This window comes from Aeromonas sp. OTU364, from assembly GCF_038440395.1.
Taxonomy (GTDB): Bacteria; Pseudomonadota; Gammaproteobacteria; order Enterobacterales; family Aeromonadaceae; genus Aeromonas.
The window spans coordinates 53,189-71,351 of the sequence record NZ_JASATR010000009.1; the positions used below are offsets into that span (position 1 = coordinate 53,189).

The 18,163-nt window shown below is 64.3% G+C and carries 17 protein-coding genes; 9 read left to right on the plus strand and 8 right to left on the minus strand.

Annotation, left to right across the window (positions count from 1 at the left end):
* Positions 1 to 43 precede the first annotated feature (43 nt).
* Complete coding sequence (locus AAHB08_RS10965) at positions 44 to 460, minus strand: hypothetical protein (RefSeq protein WP_342058940.1); 417 nt, start codon at positions 458 to 460, stop codon at positions 44 to 46.
* A 90-nt stretch (positions 461 to 550) separates the two neighbouring features.
* Here AAHB08_RS10965 and AAHB08_RS10970 point away from each other — a divergent pair, with 90 nt between their 5' ends.
* On the plus strand, positions 551 to 1,219 hold the full coding sequence (locus tag AAHB08_RS10970) for a response regulator transcription factor (protein WP_043130682.1): 669 nt from the start codon (positions 551 to 553) through the stop codon (positions 1,217 to 1,219).
* A gap of 29 nt (positions 1,220 to 1,248) precedes the next feature.
* Complete coding sequence (locus AAHB08_RS10975; protein WP_342058976.1) at positions 1,249 to 2,475, plus strand: sensor histidine kinase; 1,227 nt, start codon at positions 1,249 to 1,251, stop codon at positions 2,473 to 2,475.
* A gap of 141 nt (positions 2,476 to 2,616) precedes the next feature.
* Here AAHB08_RS10975 and rimK read toward each other — a convergent pair whose 3' ends face one another.
* The 4 genes from rimK to metH form a co-directional block, all read right to left on the minus strand.
* A complete protein-coding gene (gene rimK / locus AAHB08_RS10980; RefSeq protein WP_025325466.1) occupies positions 2,617 to 3,513 on the minus strand; it encodes a 30S ribosomal protein S6--L-glutamate ligase in 897 nt (298 codons plus the stop codon).
* Positions 3,514 to 3,626: 113 nt separating this feature from the next.
* Positions 3,627 to 4,691: a Gfo/Idh/MocA family oxidoreductase gene (locus tag AAHB08_RS10985; protein WP_342058941.1), complete on the minus strand. Its 1,065-nt coding sequence runs from the start codon at positions 4,689 to 4,691 to the stop codon at positions 3,627 to 3,629.
* Between the two features lie 139 nt (positions 4,692 to 4,830).
* Positions 4,831 to 5,247: a hypothetical protein gene (locus AAHB08_RS10990; RefSeq protein WP_342058942.1), complete on the minus strand. Its 417-nt coding sequence runs from the start codon at positions 5,245 to 5,247 to the stop codon at positions 4,831 to 4,833.
* A 39-nt stretch (positions 5,248 to 5,286) separates the two neighbouring features.
* Positions 5,287 to 8,982 carry a methionine synthase gene (metH, locus tag AAHB08_RS10995; RefSeq protein WP_342058943.1) on the minus strand — a complete coding sequence of 1,232 codons (3,696 nt, stop codon included), beginning with the start codon at positions 8,980 to 8,982 and terminating at the stop codon, positions 5,287 to 5,289.
* Between the two features lie 202 nt (positions 8,983 to 9,184).
* On the opposite strand from metH, the gene AAHB08_RS11000 reads away from it, so the two are divergent.
* Positions 9,185 to 10,462 (plus strand): cation:proton antiporter, encoded by a 1,278-nt coding sequence (locus tag AAHB08_RS11000; protein ID WP_139439217.1) that lies wholly within the window; start codon positions 9,185 to 9,187, stop codon positions 10,460 to 10,462.
* Between the two features lie 449 nt (positions 10,463 to 10,911).
* A complete protein-coding gene (locus tag AAHB08_RS11005) occupies positions 10,912 to 11,088 on the plus strand; it encodes a hypothetical protein (RefSeq protein ID WP_139439218.1) in 177 nt (58 codons plus the stop codon).
* A 113-nt stretch (positions 11,089 to 11,201) separates the two neighbouring features.
* On the opposite strand, the gene AAHB08_RS11010 is transcribed toward AAHB08_RS11005, so the two are convergent.
* A complete protein-coding gene (locus tag AAHB08_RS11010; RefSeq protein WP_202047748.1) occupies positions 11,202 to 11,723 on the minus strand; it encodes a GNAT family N-acetyltransferase in 522 nt (173 codons plus the stop codon).
* Positions 11,724 to 11,937: 214 nt separating this feature from the next.
* Between AAHB08_RS11010 and AAHB08_RS11015 the strand changes: the two genes are divergently transcribed.
* Complete coding sequence (locus tag AAHB08_RS11015) at positions 11,938 to 12,201, plus strand: hypothetical protein (RefSeq protein ID WP_342058944.1); 264 nt, start codon at positions 11,938 to 11,940, stop codon at positions 12,199 to 12,201.
* Positions 12,202 to 12,275: 74 nt separating this feature from the next.
* Positions 12,276 to 13,130, plus strand: a complete 855-nt coding sequence (gene ypfJ, locus AAHB08_RS11020; RefSeq protein WP_139439220.1) for a KPN_02809 family neutral zinc metallopeptidase — start codon at positions 12,276 to 12,278, stop codon at positions 13,128 to 13,130.
* A gap of 96 nt (positions 13,131 to 13,226) precedes the next feature.
* Here ypfJ and AAHB08_RS11025 read toward each other — a convergent pair whose 3' ends face one another.
* On the minus strand, positions 13,227 to 13,904 hold the full coding sequence (locus AAHB08_RS11025; protein ID WP_342058945.1) for a Dph6-related ATP pyrophosphatase: 678 nt from the start codon (positions 13,902 to 13,904) through the stop codon (positions 13,227 to 13,229).
* 154 nt (positions 13,905 to 14,058) lie between these two features.
* On the opposite strand from AAHB08_RS11025, the gene AAHB08_RS11030 reads away from it, so the two are divergent.
* The 3 genes from AAHB08_RS11030 to AAHB08_RS11040 all read left to right on the plus strand — a co-directional run bounded on the left by AAHB08_RS11030 (position 14,059) and on the right by AAHB08_RS11040 (position 16,579).
* Positions 14,059 to 15,375 (plus strand): MFS transporter, encoded by a 1,317-nt coding sequence (locus AAHB08_RS11030; protein WP_139439222.1) that lies wholly within the window; start codon positions 14,059 to 14,061, stop codon positions 15,373 to 15,375.
* A 130-nt stretch (positions 15,376 to 15,505) separates the two neighbouring features.
* A complete protein-coding gene (locus tag AAHB08_RS11035) occupies positions 15,506 to 16,216 on the plus strand; it encodes a MarC family NAAT transporter (RefSeq protein ID WP_342058946.1) in 711 nt (236 codons plus the stop codon).
* A 159-nt stretch (positions 16,217 to 16,375) separates the two neighbouring features.
* Positions 16,376 to 16,579 (plus strand): hypothetical protein, encoded by a 204-nt coding sequence (locus tag AAHB08_RS11040; RefSeq protein WP_247627392.1) that lies wholly within the window; start codon positions 16,376 to 16,378, stop codon positions 16,577 to 16,579.
* A gap of 133 nt (positions 16,580 to 16,712) precedes the next feature.
* On the opposite strand, the gene tldD is transcribed toward AAHB08_RS11040, so the two are convergent.
* The gene (gene tldD / locus AAHB08_RS11045) at positions 16,713 to 18,161 is read right to left on the minus strand and encodes a metalloprotease TldD (protein WP_342058947.1); all 1,449 of its coding nucleotides are present in this window, start codon (positions 18,159 to 18,161) and stop codon (positions 16,713 to 16,715) included.
* Between the last annotated feature and the right edge of the window lie 2 nt (positions 18,162 to 18,163).

Sequence of the window (18,163 nt, forward strand, 5' to 3'; positions counted from 1 at the left end):
TGGGCCTGGACGGGCAATTTTTCCGGTCGGGTGGTGCAGCGGCTCAGTCGTCCTCCCGGCAGCGGCTCAGACGCATGCCGTCGAAGCGGCACTCCAGCTCCAGCCAGCGCCCTTCGAAGGGGGCCAGGCTGTCGTCCGAGGTGACATAACCCCAGATCCGCCCCTGAGCCACAGGCCCTTCCAGCTCCATCTCGTGCTTTTCTTCCAGCGGCTCCACCTCGCGGACCAGCCGCCTTTCTCCCTCGATCACCCCTTCCAGATCGACCCAGGTGCCGCCGAGATCGTCTTCGTCCAGCCCATCCTTGAAGCGGGTCTGATCATCGATCACGAAGGGAATACCGTTGACCATCAACTGGCCCAGTTGCCAGCTGGTGCGGCCGGTCAGCTTGAACTCGGCCGCCTGCACCAGGCCAAAGGGCAATAAAATCAATAGCCAGAGGGCGCAGAGAGACTTCTTCATCGGGGATCCTCGGGGTTACACTGGCACACAGGATGTCTCATCCGGTGTGAAATGGCCGTGAAATCTCGGCCCAAACCAGGAGATCAGAGCATGAAAATACTGGTGGTGGAAGACAGTCCCCAGGTGGCTGAGACCGTCATGGATTATCTGGAGCTGGCCGGGCACAGGGTGGACTGCGCCTATCACGGCCAGGCCGCCCTGCAACTGCTGGCCGAGCAGCGTTTCGACGTCATCATCATGGACGTCATGATGCCGCGCCTCGACGGCCTGCGCACCGTCGAACGGTTGCGCTCGGACGGCATCGCCACCCCTGTGCTCTTTCTCACCGCCCGCGACAGCCTGGACGACAAGCTGGCAGGTTTCAAGGCGGGGGGCGACGACTACCTGGTCAAGCCGTTCGCCATGGAGGAGCTGGAGGTGCGGTTGCAGGCCCTGGCCCTGCGCGGCCCCCGCAGCGACATGGGGGCGCTGGCGTTCGGCGAGCTGGAGGTGGATCCCGCTGCGGGCCGCGCCACCCGCGCCGGGGTGGAGCTCAAGCTCGGCAAGATCCCGTTCCAGATCCTCACCCTGCTGGTGAAACGGGCCCCTCATCTGGTGACGCGCCAGGAGGTGCTCGACACCGTCTGGGGCGATGAGGAGCCCGACTCCGACGCCCTGCGCAGCCACATCTATGCCCTGCGCAATGCCCTGGACAAGCCCTTCCCCAGTCCCATGCTGGAGACATTGCACGGCCAGGGCTACCGGCTGGTCAAACCATGAGCTCCCCTGTCCCCCCAAACCAGCAAGCCTTGAGCCTGCCGAGCCTGCGCCAGCGCCTGATCCTGGCTCTGGGCGGGGCCGGCTTGCTGCTGCTGCTGATCCTGAGCCTGCTGATGGTGGTGGCCGAGAACAAGATGGAGGAGCTCAGCCTGCGCCACTGGCTGGAGGCCGAGGTCACCCGCTACAACGATGACTGGCTGCGGCTCGGCCAGGCGGCCCCCGCCCCCAGCCCGCGCCAGTTCTCCAGCTACTGGACGGAGGCGGGCCGCCTGCCGGCCTGGCTGAAACCCTACCGGACTCCCGGCTTCTTCGAGCACCAGCTGGGGGAGGAGGACAAACACTTCCTGGTACGCGCCCACCCCTCTGGCCAGGGCCTGCTCTATCTGGTGTTCAACGACGACGCCGACGACTATCTGGATCCTTACGAAGACAGGCTGCACCTGGTCACCCGGCTGATCGGGCTGGCCCTGCTGCTCGGCTGCATAGTGTTCGGCATCTGGCTGGTGCGCCACATCACCCGACCCCTGGACAGGCTGCGTCAGCGCGTCGCCCACCTCACCCCGGATCAGGTCGACTTCGTGCCGGACGCCCCCTGGCAGGAGCTGCGGGAGATCGAGCTGGCGCTGCTGGCGGGCAAGCATGAGGTGGCCGCCGTGTTCGCCCGGGAGCAGGAGTTCAGCCGTTTCGCCAGCCATGAGCTGCGCACCCCCAACATGGTGATCCAGGGCTCGGCCGCCCTGCTCGGCAAGGTGAGCGACCTGCCCGCCCCCGCCGCCCGGGCCGCCAGCCGCATTCGCGCCGCCAGCGACGAGATGGCCCTGCTCACCGAGACCTTCCTGCTGCTGGGGCGCAAGGACGCGGTCGAGCGCCCCCCGCAATGGGTGGCACCGCTGATCCAGCGGGAGCTGGCGCGCCTCGCCCCCTTGCTGCAGCGCGAGAGCCTGGACATCCGCCTCAATCTGGACGAGCAGAGCGAGGTGCAGGCCCCCCTCTCACTGCTCGCCATCGCGCTCGGCAACCTGCTGAAAAATGCCCTGAGCTACGCCGAGGGTCACATCGAGATCGCGCTTCAGGGGCAGGTGCTCACCATCAGCAACCCGACGGCGGCGGCGCCGGATCAGATCCTGGGCTACGGCTGCGGCCTCACCATCATCCAGCGCATCTGCGAGAAGCTGGGCTGGCAGATTGAGACCCGGCTGGAGGATGGTGTCTTCAGCGCCAGGCTGGCGATGATCACCGCCGAACCCAAGGCATAGCCCCTTATCCCCGGCCCTGCTCCCGCAAGGGGAGAAGGGAGACAACAGACACTCCCCGGCAAGCCCGCTGCCCACCCGACCAGATAGCAACAAGGCGCCCGAGGGCGCCCTGTTTTTACCTGTCTGACTCTCGTCCGGGACTCACTCCGCCGGCTTGTGCTTGCGACTCGCCTTGAGCTCCAGAAAATCGATGATCTTGCCCGCCACATCCTTGCCGGAGGCGGCTTCCACCCCTTGCAGGCCGGGGGAGGAGTTCACCTCCAGCACCAGGGGGCCGCGGGCACTGCGCAGGATGTCCACCCCGGCCACGTCCAGCCCCATGATCTTGGCGGCCTGTACCGCGGTCGCCCGCTCTTCCGGGGTGATCTTGATGGCCGACGCCTCGCCGCCACGGTGCAGGTTGGAGCGAAACTCCCCCGGCTGGGCCTGACGACGCATGGCCGCCACCACTTTGCCACCCACCACCACGCAGCGAATGTCGGCGCCGTTGGCCTCGCGGATGTACTCCTGCACCAGGATGTTGTTGTTGGTCTGGATGAAGGCCTCGATCACGCTCTCGGCCGCCTTCTGGGTCTCGCACAGCACCACGCCTATCCCCTGAGTCCCCTCCAGCAGCTTCACCACCAGGGGCGCCCCGCCGACCATGGTGATGAGGTCGGGCACGTCGTGGGTGCTGTGGGCATAGCCGGTGATGGGCAGGCCTATGCCGTGACGGGAGAGCAGCTGCATGGCGCGCAGCTTGTCCCGGGAGCGGCTGATGGCCACCGAGCTGTTGAGGGCCATGGTATTCATCATCTCGAACTGGCGCAGCACGGCAGTGCCATAGAAGGTGATGCTGGCACCGATGCGCGGGATCACGGCGTCATAGCTCTCCAGTTCCCGTCCTTCGTAGTGGATGGAGGGGCTGTGGGAGGCGATGTTCATGTAGCAGCGCAGGGTGTCGAGCACCTCGACCTGATGCCCGCGCGCCTGCGCCACCTCGACCAGACGGCGGGTGGAGTAGTTGTTGGGCTCGCGGGATAAAATGGCAATATTCATGGAAATGACAGACCTGATAATCGGACTGGAGAGTATAAGGTGCCATGAACGACTGGCAACGCCAATCCTTTCCCCTCACCATTCGGCGTTCTGCAAGAACCGCAGAACCAGATTCAATGCGGACCACGCAGCCCCTGCTGCAGGCTCAGCAGCAGCGCCACCTCCTGCAACCGGCGTGCAGTGGTCCCGGCCCAGCCGCCCACCGGCACAGGAGCCAGCAGGGTTTGGGCTATGCAGTCGCGATAGAGGGGCCCCTCATGTTGCCAGCCCCGCATCCCGTCGGCGTCGTGATGGTGCAGCCACTCCAGATTGCCGCTGCGAAGCAGCTCGATGCGCCGTCCATCCCTGAGATGCAGGCATAGCCCCTTCTTCTCCACCCCGGGACCGGCGTACTTGTCGAGCCAGAGGGTCAGAGGCACACCTGCCGCCTCGCCGCGCAGACAGGCGCGCCCCTCGGCGGTCTCCAGATCCCCGCGCCGGATGGGCTGGCCAAGCCGATCGCAGACCCCGTCCGCGACCAGATGCAGGCTGTCATCCCCGCCGAGGGCCACCAGCAGCTCGCGGATCATCGCCAGCAGATGGGTGCCGATGTCGAGGATCACCCCGTCAGGGTGACGCAGGACCCGCCGATCCGGCTCGCCGGTGGCGAAGTTGAGGGCATAGGGATGTCCCTGCTCGTCGAGGCCGCAGGGCTCCAGCAGGAAGCCCTCCACCGAGGCCACATCGGCCAGGGTGACGGACGAAATGGGGCCAGTCTGCCCGGCTTGCGGCCGCCAGTCATCCCCCAGCCCGCCACTCAGCAGCCGCTGGACGGCGTTGCGGGCCATCCAGTGATCCAGCGCCAGCACCCGGGCGGCGACCTCGGGATCCGCCAGCAGGGCCTGCAGTCGGGCCTGTTGGGCCAGGGTCGCCACCACGGGCTTCTCCACCAGGATCAAGGGGATGGGGCTTGCCAGCGCCTGCTCCAGCACCGGCAGATGCAGCAATGAGGGGGTGGCGATGACCAGCCGATCGAGGGGCTGCGCCAGCAGCGCCTCAAGGGTTGGCAACGAGGTCACCCCCGGCAGGCTGCGGGCGGGGTCGAATCCCCAGATCGCCATCTCTGGCGCCAGGGCCCGCAATGCCGGCAGATAGGCGGTCTCCACCACGGCCCCCAGGCCGACAAATCCAATCTTCATAACGACTTCATCCCCACTGGGCCATAGACCCGTGAATGGGCCAACCGGGTGGCCAGGCCAGGTCACGCCAGCTGGCACAAGCAAGGTGACACGCCCAGAGCAGGCATCACCTTCATATCAATAAAAAGGGGAAGCAGATTCAATGGAGGGGGCCGGCCCCGTTTTGCTCCAGTCGCCAGCGCAGCAATGCCCGATCAAAATCTACCCTTGTCTGAGTGATATATCGCTCCGACCGTTGCAAAAAGCACGCGAGATGATCTCGATGGATCTGCGCCCGCTTCACCACGAACCGTGCCGGCTCGTGGGAGGTGCCGTCCCGCCGCTTGCGTTCACGCCACTCCACCCTGAAGTTCAGCCCGTCACGCAGGGCAACCATTTCCGACGAGTCATAGAAACGATCGCGCTCATGAAAGAAACCGGCCAACGCAGAGGCCGACACGTCCAGCGCCCGGCAGAAGACCTTGAAGTCGATAAACCCCTCGTCATCCGCCTCGGCCAGACAGCGGGCAATCAACACCTCATCCGGCCATATCTCGCCATCTCTTGCCTTGTCCATTTTCCCTCCTAGCCACTTGCACTATGGCATTCCACCTGATCAATGCAGGTTCGGCCCCAGCCAGCGCTCGGCCTCCACCAGCGTCATGCCCTTGCGCTGGGCATAGTCTTCCACCTGATCGGGCTGGATCTGCGCCACCGCGAAGTACTTGCTCTCGGGGTGGGAGAAGTACCAGCCGGACACCGCCGCCCCCGGCCACATGGCGTAGGACTCGGTGAGCTTCATGCCGATGGCCTGCTCCACACCCAGCAACTCCCAGATGCTCCCCTTCTCGGTGTGCTCCGGACAGGCCGGGTAGCCGGGCGCCGGGCGTATGCCGCGATAGTTCTCGCGGATCAGCTCCTCGTTGCTGAGGGCCTCGTCCGGGTCATAGCCCCAGTGCACTTTGCGCACCTGCTCGTGCAGGTACTCGGCAAAGGCCTCGGCGAGACGGTCGCACACCGCCTGGATCAGGATGGCGTTGTAGTCGTCGTGATCCGCCTTGTAGGTTTGCGCTATGGCCTCCTCGCCGATACCGCCGGTCACCGCGAAGGCGCCGATCCAGTCGGGCTTGCCACTCTCCTTGGGGGCCACATAGTCCGCCAGACAGTAGTTGGGGAAGCCCTGCTTCTCGCTCTGCTGGCGCAAATGGTGCAGCACTTTTTTCACTTCGCTGCGCGACTCGTCGGTATAGACCTCTATGCTGTCCCCCACGGCGTTGGCGGGGAACAGGCCTATGATGCCGGCGCAGCGCACGCTCTGATCCTTTTCCAGCCGATCCAGCATGGCGTTGGCATCGGCAAACAGCTTGGTTGCCTCTTCGCCGATGATCTCGTCTTCCAGGATGCGCGGATACTTGCCCGCCAGCTCCCAGCTCAGGAAGAAGGGCGTCCAGTCGATGTAGGGGCGCAGCACCGAGACGGGCACGTTCTCGAAGGTCTGCACGCCCGGCTCCCGGGGGGCTGGGGGCTCATAGCCGACCCAGTCCAGCTGATGGCGGTTGGCGCGGGCATGGGCCAGGGAGACCGGCTTGGAGCGTGGCTGCTTGCGGGCATGCTGATCCCGCGCTATCTCGTACTCCTTGTCGATGCGGGCGACGAAGGCGGGCTTGAGCTCGGGGTTCAGCAGGCTCTGGGCCACCCCGACGGCGCGGGAGGCGTTCGACACATAGACCACGGGTTCGGAGTAGTTCTGCTCTATCTTCACCGCGGTGTGGGCCTTGGAGGTGGTGGCGCCGCCGATCAAGAGCGGCAGCTTGAAACCCTGGCGCTCCATCTCTTTCGCCACGTGCACCATCTCGTCCAGGGACGGGGTGATGAGGCCGGACAGGCCTATGATGTCCGCTCCCACTTCCCGCGCCGTCTTGAGAATGGTCTCGCAGGAGACCATGACCCCGAGGTCGACGATCTCGTAGTTGTTGCACTGCAGCACCACACCGACGATGTTCTTGCCGATGTCGTGCACGTCCCCCTTGACGGTGGCCATCACGATTTTGCCGTTGCTGGAGCCGCCTGACTTCTCCGCCTCTATGTAGGGCTGCAGGTAGGCGACCGCCCGCTTCATCACCCGCGCCGACTTCACCACCTGGGGCAGGAACATCTTGCCGGCGCCGAACAGATCACCCACCACGTTCATGCCGTCCATCAGCGGCCCCTCGATCACGTGCAGCGGCTTCTCGGCCCCGGCCCGCGCCTCCTCGGTGTCCTCCTCGATGAAGTCGGTGATGCCCTTGACCAGGGCATGCTCCAGCCGCTTGCCCACCGGCCAGCTGCGCCACTCCTGATCCCGCGGATCCTCGGCCTGGGCGCCGGCGCCGCGATACTTCTCGGCGATGGCGAGCAGATCCTCGGTGGCGCTGTCATTGAGGTTGAGCACCACGGCCTCGACCTTCGCCTTCAGCTCCGCCGGAATGTCTTCGTAGATGGCGAGCTGACCGGCGTTGACTATCCCCATGTCCATGCCGTTCTGGATGGCGTGGTAGAGGAAGACGGCGTGAATGGCTTCCCGCACCGGCTCGTTGCCACGGAAGGAGAAGGAGACGTTGGAGACGCCGCCGGAGATCATGGCGTGGGGCAGATGGGTCTTGATGTCCTTCACCGCCTCGATGAAGTCCACCGCGTAGTTGTTGTGCTCGTCGATGCCGGTCGCCACCGCGAAGATGTTGGGGTCGAAGATGATGTCTTCCGGCGGGAAGCCGACCCGATCCACCAGGATCCGGTAGGCCCGCTGGCAGATCTCGAACTTGCGGGCACGGGTATCGGCCTGGCCCACCTCGTCGAACGCCATCACGATGACGGCGGCGCCGTAGCGACGCAGCAACTTGGCCTGCTCGATGAACTTGGCCTCCCCCTCCTTCATGGAGATGGAGTTGACCACAGGCTTGCCCTGCACGCACTTGAGGCCGGCCTCCAGCACCTCCCACTTGGAGGAGTCGATCATCACGGGCACCCGGGCGATGTCCGGCTCGCCGGCGATGAGGTTCAAGAAGCGCACCATGGCCGCCTCGGCGTCCAGCATCCCCTCGTCCATGTTGATGTCGATGATCTGGGCGCCGCTCTCCACCTGCTGCTTGGCCACGTCCAGGGCCTCGTCGTAGAGCCCCTCCTTGATGAGGCGCTTGAACTTGGCCGAGCCGGTGACGTTGGTGCGCTCCCCCACGTTCACGAACATGGACTCGGGGGTGATGATGAGGGGCTCGAGGCCGGACAGCCGGCAGGCCACCGGCAGCTCGGGCAGGGCGCGGGGCTTGATGCCCGCCACGGCGTCCGCCATGGCGCGAATATGGGTCGGGGTGGTGCCGCAGCAGCCCCCCACCAGGTTGAGAAAGCCGCTTTGGGCCCACTCGCGGATATGCTCCGCCATCTCGCCCGCGTCCAGATCGTACTCGCCAAAGGCATTGGGCAGACCGGCGTTGGGGTGGGCGCTGACGCAGGATTCGCTGATGCGGGACAACTCCTCCACGTACTGGCGCAGCTCGTCCGGGCCGAGCGCACAGTTGAGGCCGAAGGAGACGGGTTTGACATGGCGAAGCGAATGGTAGAAGGCTTCCGTGGTCTGGCCCGAGAGGGTGCGGCCTGAGGCATCCGTGATGGTGCCGGAGATCATCACCGGCAGGCTGTAGCCCAGCTCATCGAACACCAGATCCACCGCGAAGGCGGCGGCCTTGGCGTTCAGGGTGTCGAAGATGGTCTCGATCAGGATGAGGTCGGCGCCCCCCTCGATGAGGGCGTGGGTCGATTCTGTGTAGGCGGCCACCAGCTCGTCATAGGTGACGTTGCGCTTGCCGGGGTCGTTCACGTCCGGCGAGATGGAGGCGGTGCGGTTGGTGGGGCCCAGGACCCCTGCCACAAAGCGCGGCTTGTGGGGCTCTTTCGCCGTCCATTCGTCCGCCACGGCACGGGCCAGACGGGCCGCCTCCCGGTTGATCTCGGCGGAGAAGGCTTCCATCTCGTAATCGGCCATGGCGATGCGAGTGGCGTTGAAGGTGTTGGTCTCGAGGATGTCGGCCCCGGCGGCACAGTATTGATCGTGGATCTCGCGGATCACCGCCGGCCGGGTCAGCACCAGCAGATCGTTGTTGCCCTTGATGTCGGTATGCCAGTCGGCGAAGCGCTCGCCGCGATAATCCGCTTCACCGAGCCTGTACCCCTGGATCATGGTGCCCATGGCACCGTCGATGATCAGGATCCGCTCCTTGAGACAGGCTTCCAGTTTCTTCGTTATGTCCGACTTCTTGCTCGACTCTATGCTCGACACCGCTTCTACCCCTTACATCCATGCAACTGCGTGAGCTCCATCCTAGCAGCAAAAAAATCAAATGGAAATCTAGCCGTCTATCTGTCCGAAATCTCGAGTATATACTCACAAATGGGTAATGAGTAAGATGTGGCCCGAGAGTACCCTATGCCCGTCCTCAACGGGGATACGTGCTTGCTGTTTACTAAAGAGAAAAATAACTATGAGCGTCTACTACACACTCTGTTTCTTGGCAGCGTTGGCGATCTTCATCGCCTTTGCCAACCAGTATGTCGTGAAGATCCAGACCACCATCGCCATCACCGCAGGATCCATGCTGATCTCCGCCCTGATGGTGCTGTTTGGTAAGTTGGGTTGGTTCAATCTGGAACCTCTGGCCGTCGAGACCATGGAAAGCATCGACTTCCAGAACTTCCTGCTGAAGGGGATCCTCGGATTCCTGCTGTTTGCCGGCGGTCTCGGCATCAATCTGAAGGCATTGCGCAGCCAGAAGTGGGAGATCACCATTCTCTCCATCGCGGCGACCCTGCTCTCCACCTTCCTCATCGGCTACGGCTTCTGGTTCATCGCCAGGCTGCTGGGCTGGGAACTGCCACTGGTCTACTGCATGCTGTTCGGTGCCCTGATCTCCCCCACCGACCCCATTGCCGTGCTCGCCATCGTCAAGAAGATGAAGGCGCCGCCCCAGATCGCCATCCAGATCGAGGGGGAGTCCCTGTTCAACGACGGGGTCGGCCTGGTGATCTTCGCCACCGTGTTTGCCGTGGCCTTTGGCGGCGTCGAGCCCACCTTCGGCAGCGTGGCCGGCCTATTCCTGCATGAGGCCCTGGGCGGCATCCTGTTCGGCGCCGTGCTGGGCCTCATCGCCCACGTGATGATCAGCGCCACGGACGACGGCTCCCTGGAGCTGCTGCTGACCCTGTGCATCCCGACCGCGGGCTTCGCCTTTGCCAACATGATCGGCGTCTCCGGCGCCCTGGCCATGGTGGTCACCGGCATCATGATAGGCAACTGGACCCGCCACTCCGGCTTCTCCGAGCAGAGCCGCCACCACCTGGATCACTTCTGGGAGTTGATGGATCAGTTCCTCAACGCCCTGCTGTTCCTGCTGATCGGCCTGGCCCTGGTGCTGCTGGATCTCGCCTGGCAAGACTGGATCCTGCTGGTCATCGCGGTGCCGCTCTGCCTCGCCGCCCGCTTCATCAGCGTCTCCCTGCCCTATGTGGCCTTCCGCAAGTTCCGCAGCTACAACCGCTTCTCGGTGCGCATCCTCACCTGGGGTGGCCTGCGCGGCGGTCTGGCCATGGCCATGGCACTGGCGCTGCCCTCGGGGGTCATGGTGCTGCCGGAGCACGGCGTCGATCTGCGGGAAGTGATCCTGGTGATGACCTACTCGGTGGTGATGTTCTCCATCGTGGTGCAGGGCATGACCATCACCCCCATGATCACCGCCGCCAAGAAGGCCAGCGGCGACTACTGAGTCAGTCGCAGGCCGTGACTGGCAAAGGCAGAAGGGCTCCCTCGGGAGCCCTTCTCGTTGGCGGCGCGGCAGTGAAAAATACGCCACCGTCGTAACATCGCACAATTAGTGTTTGCTTTTTATTCATTTCGAGGAGAGAATGCGCGCCGGCTAGTTAATCAGCCCTGTTTATGTTCGCAATGCTTCAACGTTAGATGAATCCTGCCAGTACCCACATAACCTTCCTCTGATTTACTCGCCTTGAGAACCGTCAGGCTGTCTGCCTGCGTTGCCCGGCTCTCACGGTGCAGACCCGATCTGCCCACCCAATTTGAACTATGCATCCGCATATTCCTTGATAGTGCAGACGCCCTTATGGGGCTGGGTATTCCTGCGCGGATCTGACCGCGCCCATTGACCTACATTTGCAAATACAAGGAGCAATTATTTAATTTATATAGAGAAATACCATGATGAAAACCGTACAGACACACAAACCCCTGCGTCGCAGCAAACCCATCAACCTGCCCGTGCAAGAGCATGACTATGATGCGTTTCTGATCCAGTTCAGCACCCGCTCCAGCGGTGGCTTCGCCATCTCCTGTGATGGCATCCCTGGCGAGTTCTCCATCGAAGAGCTCAACTGATCCTGCCCACCGGCAGCAACAGATGCAGACAGGCCGCAGCTCACGGCGGCCCCCTTGTCTCCCTCGCCTTCAGCCTTGTGATCCCCGCTTCTGATTGACGGCCCCGCCATCCCTCAGACAGTGCAGGCCTGGGTATCGGCCGCTTCCAGCAACAGACACTCGTCGGCATCCTCGCTCAGCCTGACCAGACGGCTGCGCACCAGACCCAGCTTGCCCAGCAGCGCCACGGATCGCTCGTTGCCCGGAGTGACGATGGCGATGACCCGCTCGATGCCGAGCCGCTCCCGCCCATCCTTGAGCGCCGCCCGCGCCGCCTCTATGCCGTAGCCCTGACCACGAAAGGCGGGCAGGAAGGCGTAGCCGATGTCTTCACAGGGCAGGGTGTCGCGCTTGATGAGCCCGCAGATGCCGATCCTGGCCTCGTCTTCCCGTCGCATCACCAGATAGAGACCGTGCCCGTGTTGGGCATAGCTGACCGCCGGCCCCTGCTGGATGTAGTTTTCGGCGTCGTCCAGGGTGCGGATCCCGCGATCGCCGATGTAGCGATGGAAATCGGGGTCGTTGAGCAGTTCGAGAATGAAGGGGGCGTCGGTCAGGTTGAGCTCGCGCAGGGCGAGGCGCTCGGAGAGGATCATGGCAAGGGCTCGTGTGATGGGAACAACAGCCATCAAGACTGCCCCCACAGCCGGCGCTTGGCAAGATCCCCGGCCAAAAGGAGGCCGTCATGGAGCGCAACCCGGCCGACCACAGCCCCCGGCAGCCGACATTTAGTCCCTGCCACATGAGTCGCGCGGCGGTTCCGGCTATACTGCCCGCCCTATCCCACAGAACAACAAGCAGGACCCCCCCATGACGGACACCACAGAATTTTTTGACGAACAGACGCTGCTGGAGATGGTTGAAAACCAGCTCGCCGACGGCCATCCCCTGCAGGTGAAAGCCACCCTGATGCGGCTGGTGATGAAGGGCACCCCGCGGGACGAGGCGCTGCAATACATCGCCTGCGCCCTGGGTGCCGAGCTGATGGCCATGGAGGCGGATCAGAGCCCCTTCAACCTGACCCGCTACGCCGAGTTTCTCGACAGCCTGCCCGAGATGCCCTGGGCCGAGTGAGATCCCCGCGTTAGGCAAGGCGGACGACCAGCCATTATCATTACTGCCACCACCAATGACGGGAGTAGGCAGATATGCGCTGGCAAGATCGCCGTGAGAGCAGCAACGTGGAAGACAGGCGCCAGGAAGGCGGTGGCAGCGGGGGCGGCGGCCTACCTCTCGGTGGCAAGGGGCGCCTCATCCTGATCGTGGTGGTGATGATCGCCGGTTACTACGGCGTGGATCTCAGCCCATTGCTCGACGAACCGGCCCGGCAGAGCCAGGCACCGCGCCAGAATGTGTCCCAGCCGGCCAGCGATCCCCTGGCCAGATTCACCTCTGTGATGCTCGCCTCCACCGAAGACACCTGGGGCGAGATCTTCTCCCGAAGCGGCAGCCAGTACCGGCCCCCCAGGCTGGTGCTCTATCGCGGCGCCACCCAGACCGGCTGCGGCCAGGGCCAGTCCGTCATGGGCCCCTTCTACTGCCCCGCAGACAGCACAGTCTACATCGATCTCTCCTTCTATCAGGACATGCGCGACAAGCTGGGGGCCGATGGCGACTTCGCCCAAGGCTATGTGGTCGCCCACGAGGTGGGTCACCACGTGCAGCACCTGCTCGGCATCTCGACCAAGGTGCGCCAGCAACAGCAAGGGCTGAGCCAGGCCGCCCAGAACAAGCTGTCGGTCAAACTCGAGCTGCAGGCCGACTGCTTCGCCGGAGTCTGGGGTCACCATATGGAGCGGGAGCAGGTGCTGGAGCACGGGGATCTGGAGGAGGCCCTCAACGCCGCCCAGGCCATAGGTGACGACCGCCTGCAGCAGCGGGGTCAGGGCCGGGTGGTGCCCGACAGCTTCACCCACGGCAGCTCGGCCCAGCGCCTCGCCTGGTTCAAGCGGGGCTTTGACAGCGGCAAGCCCGCCAGCTGCGACACCTTCGCCGCCCGCTGAGCCGGGCCAGACGACAAGGCCCGGTACCCAGGGGTCCGGCCTTGTCGCATCCGGCAGACGGGAGATGGGCCTGCCGTTCTGCCGGGGCACCTGCCCTCAGGGGGTCTCATCCGGCAGCAGATCGGTAAAGACGAAGCCGTCCCGCACCACTGTCTCCCCCACCCGGATCGCCAGGGGCCGCAGGAACATGGGGCCATCAAAGGCCAGGGTGTGGAACTCGCCGTTCTCGCCGCACGGATCCACCCCGGCGGGCAGCGCCGCCAGCAGCGCCTCGTCGAACTCGTGCCCCCCTAGGCTCATATCCAGTTTTTTCGGATCGAGCGTGCTGATCCTGGCCCTCAAGCCGGCGGCCATCATCTCCTGCGCCAGCTCGTCGGTCTTGCTGCCCCAGAGCGGGAACAGCGCCGCGATGCCCGTGCCCGCCAGCTGTTTCTCTCTATAGGCGCGCACATCCTCGAGGAAGAGATCCCCGAATGCCATGTGGCGGATCCCCATGGCCAGCACCTCGGCGATGAAGCCGGTCATGATCCGGCCATAGTCCTCGTTGCTGCAGGGCCAGGGCAGATCGATGCAGTGCAGTGGCAGCCCCACGCACGCGGCCTGCTCCGTCAGCAACTGCTTGCGCACCCCGTGCATGGCCACCCGCTCGAACGCCTGATTCAGGGTGGTGAAGAGCCCCACCACCTCGATCGCCGGATCCTGGCGCAAGCGATGCAGGGCCCAGGCGCTGTCTTTTCCGCTGCTCCAGGAGAGCAGTACCTTTTTCGTCGTCATGACCTCTCCAATCCCTTGCCGCAAGGTGCTGCAAGACAGTGTTGCGAATTGTGCGATTTACTTCCTGGGATACAAAAGCATACCCTCGTGGGTGAGCGTATCCCCGCAGAGCATGGGGGAGAATAACTAAAAAAACGATGGGAAACATAAGGATATGACTACAGTCAGCACACATCATGACCACAATCGCCCCCTCAACCGACAGGATTACAAGACCTTGAGCCTGGCGGCGCTGGGTGGCGCCCTCGAATTCTACGACTTCATCATCTTCGTCTTCTTCGCCGTGGTGATAGGCGAGCTCTTCTTCCCGGCCGACATTCCCGAGTGGCTGCGCCAGTTCCAGACCTTCGGCATCTTCGCCGCCGGTTACCTGGCCCGCCCGCTGGGGGGCATCATCATGGCCCACTTCGGCGATCTCATCGGTCGCAAGCGGATGTTCACCCTCAGCATCATACTGATGGCACTGCCGACCCTGCTGATCGGCCTGCTGCCCACCTATGCCACCCTCGGCATTGCCGCCCCGTTGTTGCTGCTGCTGCTGCGGATCCTGCAAGGGGCCGCCATCGGGGGCGAAGTCCCGGGAGCCTGGGTCTTCGTGGCCGAACACGTGCCCGCCCGCCGGGTCGGCGTCGCCTGCGGCACCCTCACGGCCGGGCTGACCGCCGGCATACTGCTCGGCTCCCTGGTGGCCACCGCCATCAACCGCGGCATGAGCCCGGTGGAGGTGAGCGAGTGGGGCTGGCGTCTGGCCTTCGTGCTCGGCGGTGTGTTCGGCATAGTCGCCATGTACCTGCGCCGCTGGCTGCACGAGACCCCGGTCTTCGCCGAGATGCAGGCCAACAAGGCCCTGGCCGAGGAGCTGCCCCTCAAGACGGTGCTCCGTGAACACAAGGGCAGCGTCATCGTCTCCATGCTGCTGACCTGGCTGCTCTCCGCCGGCATAGTGGTGGTGATCCTGATGACCCCGACCTACCTGCAGAAGGTCCACGGCATCAGCCCCGCCGATGCCCTGACCGCCAACTCCCTGGCCATAGTGGCCCTCACCCTGGGCTGCATCTTCTACGGCCGCCTGATAGACAGCCTCGGCAGCGGCCCCACCTTCGTCCTGGGCTCATTGCTGCTGGCCGGTGCCACCTATGCCTTCTACCACGGCCTGGCGGCAGGCATGGAGCAGCTGGTGCCGCTCTACATGCTGGCGGGCTTCGCGGTGGGGATAGTCGGCGCCGTGCCCTATGTCATGGTCAACGCCTTCCCGCCCGTGGTGCGCTTCTCCGGGCTGTCGTTCTCCTACAACGTGGCCTACGCCATCTTCGGCGGGCTCACTCCCATGCTGGTCACCCTCTGGATGAAGAACGACGTGCTGGCTCCTTCCCACTATGTGGTCAGCCTGGCCGGTCTCGGCCTTGTGCTGGGTCTCTGGCTCTGGCTGCAACAGCGCACTCGGCGTCAGGCAACGCCACAAACCGCCTGACAACTGCGGGCCCCGGACTGTCGGGGCCCCTTCGTTCCGGCTATATTCAGCCTGGCTGCCGTAGAGTAGCCCCCCCTTAGGCCAGACCCCCGTCTGGCCCTGTTGTTTTCCAACCACCCCGAGGTGCAAGATGTTTTTCCAGGTCGTATTCATCGCCTTGCTCGCGCTGCTGCCCATGGTCAATCCCCCCACCACGGCGACCCTGCTGCTGGGATTGAGCAAGGGCATGTCCCGTGAGCACGTACGCCGCCAGATCAACCTGGCCGCCATCTATCTGTTCGCCACCCTCTGCGTCAGCTTCTTCATCGGCTCCTCCATCCTGGATCTGTTCGGGATCTCCATTCCCGGCCTGCGGCTGGCCGGTGGCCTCATCATCGCCTTCATCGGTTTTCGCATGCTGTTCCCCGCCCCCAGCCAGGCCGCCGGGGTCGACATCAACCAGAGCATCGCCTTCGTGCCGCTCACCATGCCCAGCATGTGCGGGCCGGGCACCATGGCCCTGGTGATCAGCGGCGCCGCCCAGATTGCCGAGCTGCCCGACGAGTACAACCGTTTCGTCATCTATGCCGCCATGGTGACCGCCTTCGCCCTGATGAGCCTGCTCAGCTGGGGGGTGCTCAAGCTGGCGGATCCGGTCTGCAAGATCCTCGGTGCCACCGGCATAGACGCCATGACCCGGATCATGGGCTTCCTGCTGGTGTGCATGGGCATGCAGTTCTGCATCAACGGCATCAAGGAGGTGGCGCAGGATCCCGTGTTCCACGGTGCGCCCGCGGTGCAGACGGCCCCGGCGCAGTCACACGCCGCCCTCGAACACCTGCCCGCCGCGCGCCAGCCCTGACTGAAAACGCTGTCATCTCGCTCGGGAATCGTCGCCGAACTTGCGCCTGATCATGTTGCCTGCCCACGGACGGTGTAGTGTGTTTTTTATACAGGCAAGGTTCAGAGGGTCGCTGCTAACGTGACCCGTGCAGACCCAATCACTTGAGGAGACATGCAAATGGAAAAGATGCTGACCGAGATTGGAAGCTACAGCCTGTTCCACGAATATCTGAACGTGGTCGGGGCCGTCAGCCCCGCCCTGACCCGGATCAAGAGCGGGTGGGAATACAAGCGAAGCGATCGGCTGGTCGCCCAGATCAGGATAGATCCACAAGGTCACGCGCGATTCTATATCGACGCCCGTGCCATATCGGCCAACTGAGCCCATCAACCCCCTTCACCCGCCCCGGTCCACTGACCGGGGTTTTTATTGGTGCGCCCCGACAAAAACAAAACCCCGGCTGCGGGCCGGGGTTTGCTTGGGTCTGGTGATGCCGCTGCGCGGCCAAGGCAACCTAGGTGGTGCCACCCACGGTGAGCTGATCCAGCTTGAGAGTGGGCTGACCGACGCCGACCGGCACGCTCTGCCCCTCCTTGCCACAGACCCCGACCCCGCGATCCAGCGCGAGATCGCTGCCCACCATGGAGACCTGACTCATGGCCTCGGGGCCGTTGCCGATGAGCGTGGCACCCTTGATGGGGGCGGTGATCCTGCCATCCTCGATGAGGTAGGCCTCGGAGGCGGAGAAGACGAACTTGCCGGAGGTGATATCCACCTGGCCGCCACCGAAGTTGGGGGCATAGATCCCCTTCTTCACCGAGGCGATGATCTCCGCCGGATCGTGCTGACCCGCCAGCATGTAGGTGTTGGTCATGCGCGGCATCGGCAGGGCGGCGTAGGATTCGCGGCGACCGTTGCCGGTGAGTGGCACCCCCATCAGGCGGGCGTTCTGCTTGTCCTGCAGGTAGCCCTTGAGGATGCCGTTCTCGATCAGCACGTTGTAGCCCCCCGGCGTCCCCTCGTCGTCGATGGAGACGGAGCCGCGCCGACCCACCAGGGTGCCGTCATCGACTATGGTGCAGTGCTTGGAGGCGACCTGCTCGCCGATGCGACCGGCGAAGGCAGACGATCCCTTGCGGTTGAAGTCCCCCTCCAGCCCATGGCCCACCGCCTCGTGCAGCAGCACGCCGGGCCAGCCAGCACCCAGCACCACCGGCATGGTGCCGGCCGGCGCGTCTATGGCCTCCAGGTTCACCAGGGCCTGGCGCACCGCCTCGCGCACATAGCCAAACGCCCGGCTCTCCAGCCCGTCCAGCTCCAGGAAGTAATCGTAACCGAAGCGGCCACCGCCGCCGGCACTGCCGCGCTCCCGGCGATCCCCCTTCTCGGCGATGACGGTCACCGAGAGGCGCACCAGGGGGCGCACGTCGGCGGCCAGGGTGCCATCGGTGGCGGCCACCAGTATCTCTTCATAGACGCCGCTGATGGAGGCCATCACCTGATTGATGGCGGGATCCAGGCTTCTGGCGAACTTGTCCATCTGCTCGAGCAGGGCGATCTTCTGCTGCTTGTCGAGGGTCTGCAGCGGATCCATGGCGGGATAGAGCAGGTTCGCTTCGGTTCTGGCCCAGGCTTTCACCTTGCCCTGGGCACCGGCGGCGGCGATGCCGCGGGCGGCGGTCACCGACTGTTGCAGCGCCAGCAGGCTCAGCTCGTCCGAGTAGGCGAAGCCGGTCTTCTCGCCGCTGACGGCGCGCACACCCACCCCCTGATCGATGTTGTAGCTGCCATCCTTGACGATGCCGTCCTCCAGCATCCAGGACTCGTGCCAGCTACGCTGGAAATAGAGGTCGCCGAACTCCACCTGATGACTCATCAGGCTGCCGAGCAGCTGCTGCAGCCGCCCTTCGTCGAGATCGTTCGGGGCCAACAGGGAGGCACTAACCTGGCTCAATAGACTCAATC

Excerpts from the sequence above, each read along its gene's own strand:
- AAHB08_RS10965 (WP_342058940.1), bottom strand. The coding sequence starts at position 460 with ATGAAGAAGTCTCTCTGCGCCCTCTGGCTATTGATTTTATTGCCCTTT.
- AAHB08_RS10970 (WP_043130682.1), top strand. The coding sequence starts at position 551 with ATGAAAATACTGGTGGTGGAAGACAGTCCCCAGGTGGCTGAGACCGTC.
- rimK (WP_025325466.1), bottom strand. The coding sequence starts at position 3,513 with ATGAATATTGCCATTTTATCCCGCGAGCCCAACAACTACTCCACCCGC.
- AAHB08_RS10985 (WP_342058941.1), bottom strand. The coding sequence starts at position 4,691 with ATGAAGATTGGATTTGTCGGCCTGGGGGCCGTGGTGGAGACCGCCTAT.
- AAHB08_RS10990 (WP_342058942.1), bottom strand. The coding sequence starts at position 5,247 with ATGGACAAGGCAAGAGATGGCGAGATATGGCCGGATGAGGTGTTGATT.
- AAHB08_RS11000 (WP_139439217.1), top strand. The coding sequence starts at position 9,185 with ATGAGCGTCTACTACACACTCTGTTTCTTGGCAGCGTTGGCGATCTTC.
- AAHB08_RS11005 (WP_139439218.1), top strand. The coding sequence starts at position 10,912 with ATGATGAAAACCGTACAGACACACAAACCCCTGCGTCGCAGCAAACCC.
- AAHB08_RS11010 (WP_202047748.1), bottom strand. The coding sequence starts at position 11,723 with ATGATCCTCTCCGAGCGCCTCGCCCTGCGCGAGCTCAACCTGACCGAC.
- AAHB08_RS11015 (WP_342058944.1), top strand. The coding sequence starts at position 11,938 with ATGACGGACACCACAGAATTTTTTGACGAACAGACGCTGCTGGAGATG.
- ypfJ (WP_139439220.1), top strand. The coding sequence starts at position 12,276 with ATGCGCTGGCAAGATCGCCGTGAGAGCAGCAACGTGGAAGACAGGCGC.
- AAHB08_RS11025 (WP_342058945.1), bottom strand. The coding sequence starts at position 13,904 with ATGACGACGAAAAAGGTACTGCTCTCCTGGAGCAGCGGAAAAGACAGC.
- AAHB08_RS11030 (WP_139439222.1), top strand. The coding sequence starts at position 14,059 with ATGACTACAGTCAGCACACATCATGACCACAATCGCCCCCTCAACCGA.
- AAHB08_RS11035 (WP_342058946.1), top strand. The coding sequence starts at position 15,506 with ATGTTTTTCCAGGTCGTATTCATCGCCTTGCTCGCGCTGCTGCCCATG.
- AAHB08_RS11040 (WP_247627392.1), top strand. The coding sequence starts at position 16,376 with ATGGAAAAGATGCTGACCGAGATTGGAAGCTACAGCCTGTTCCACGAA.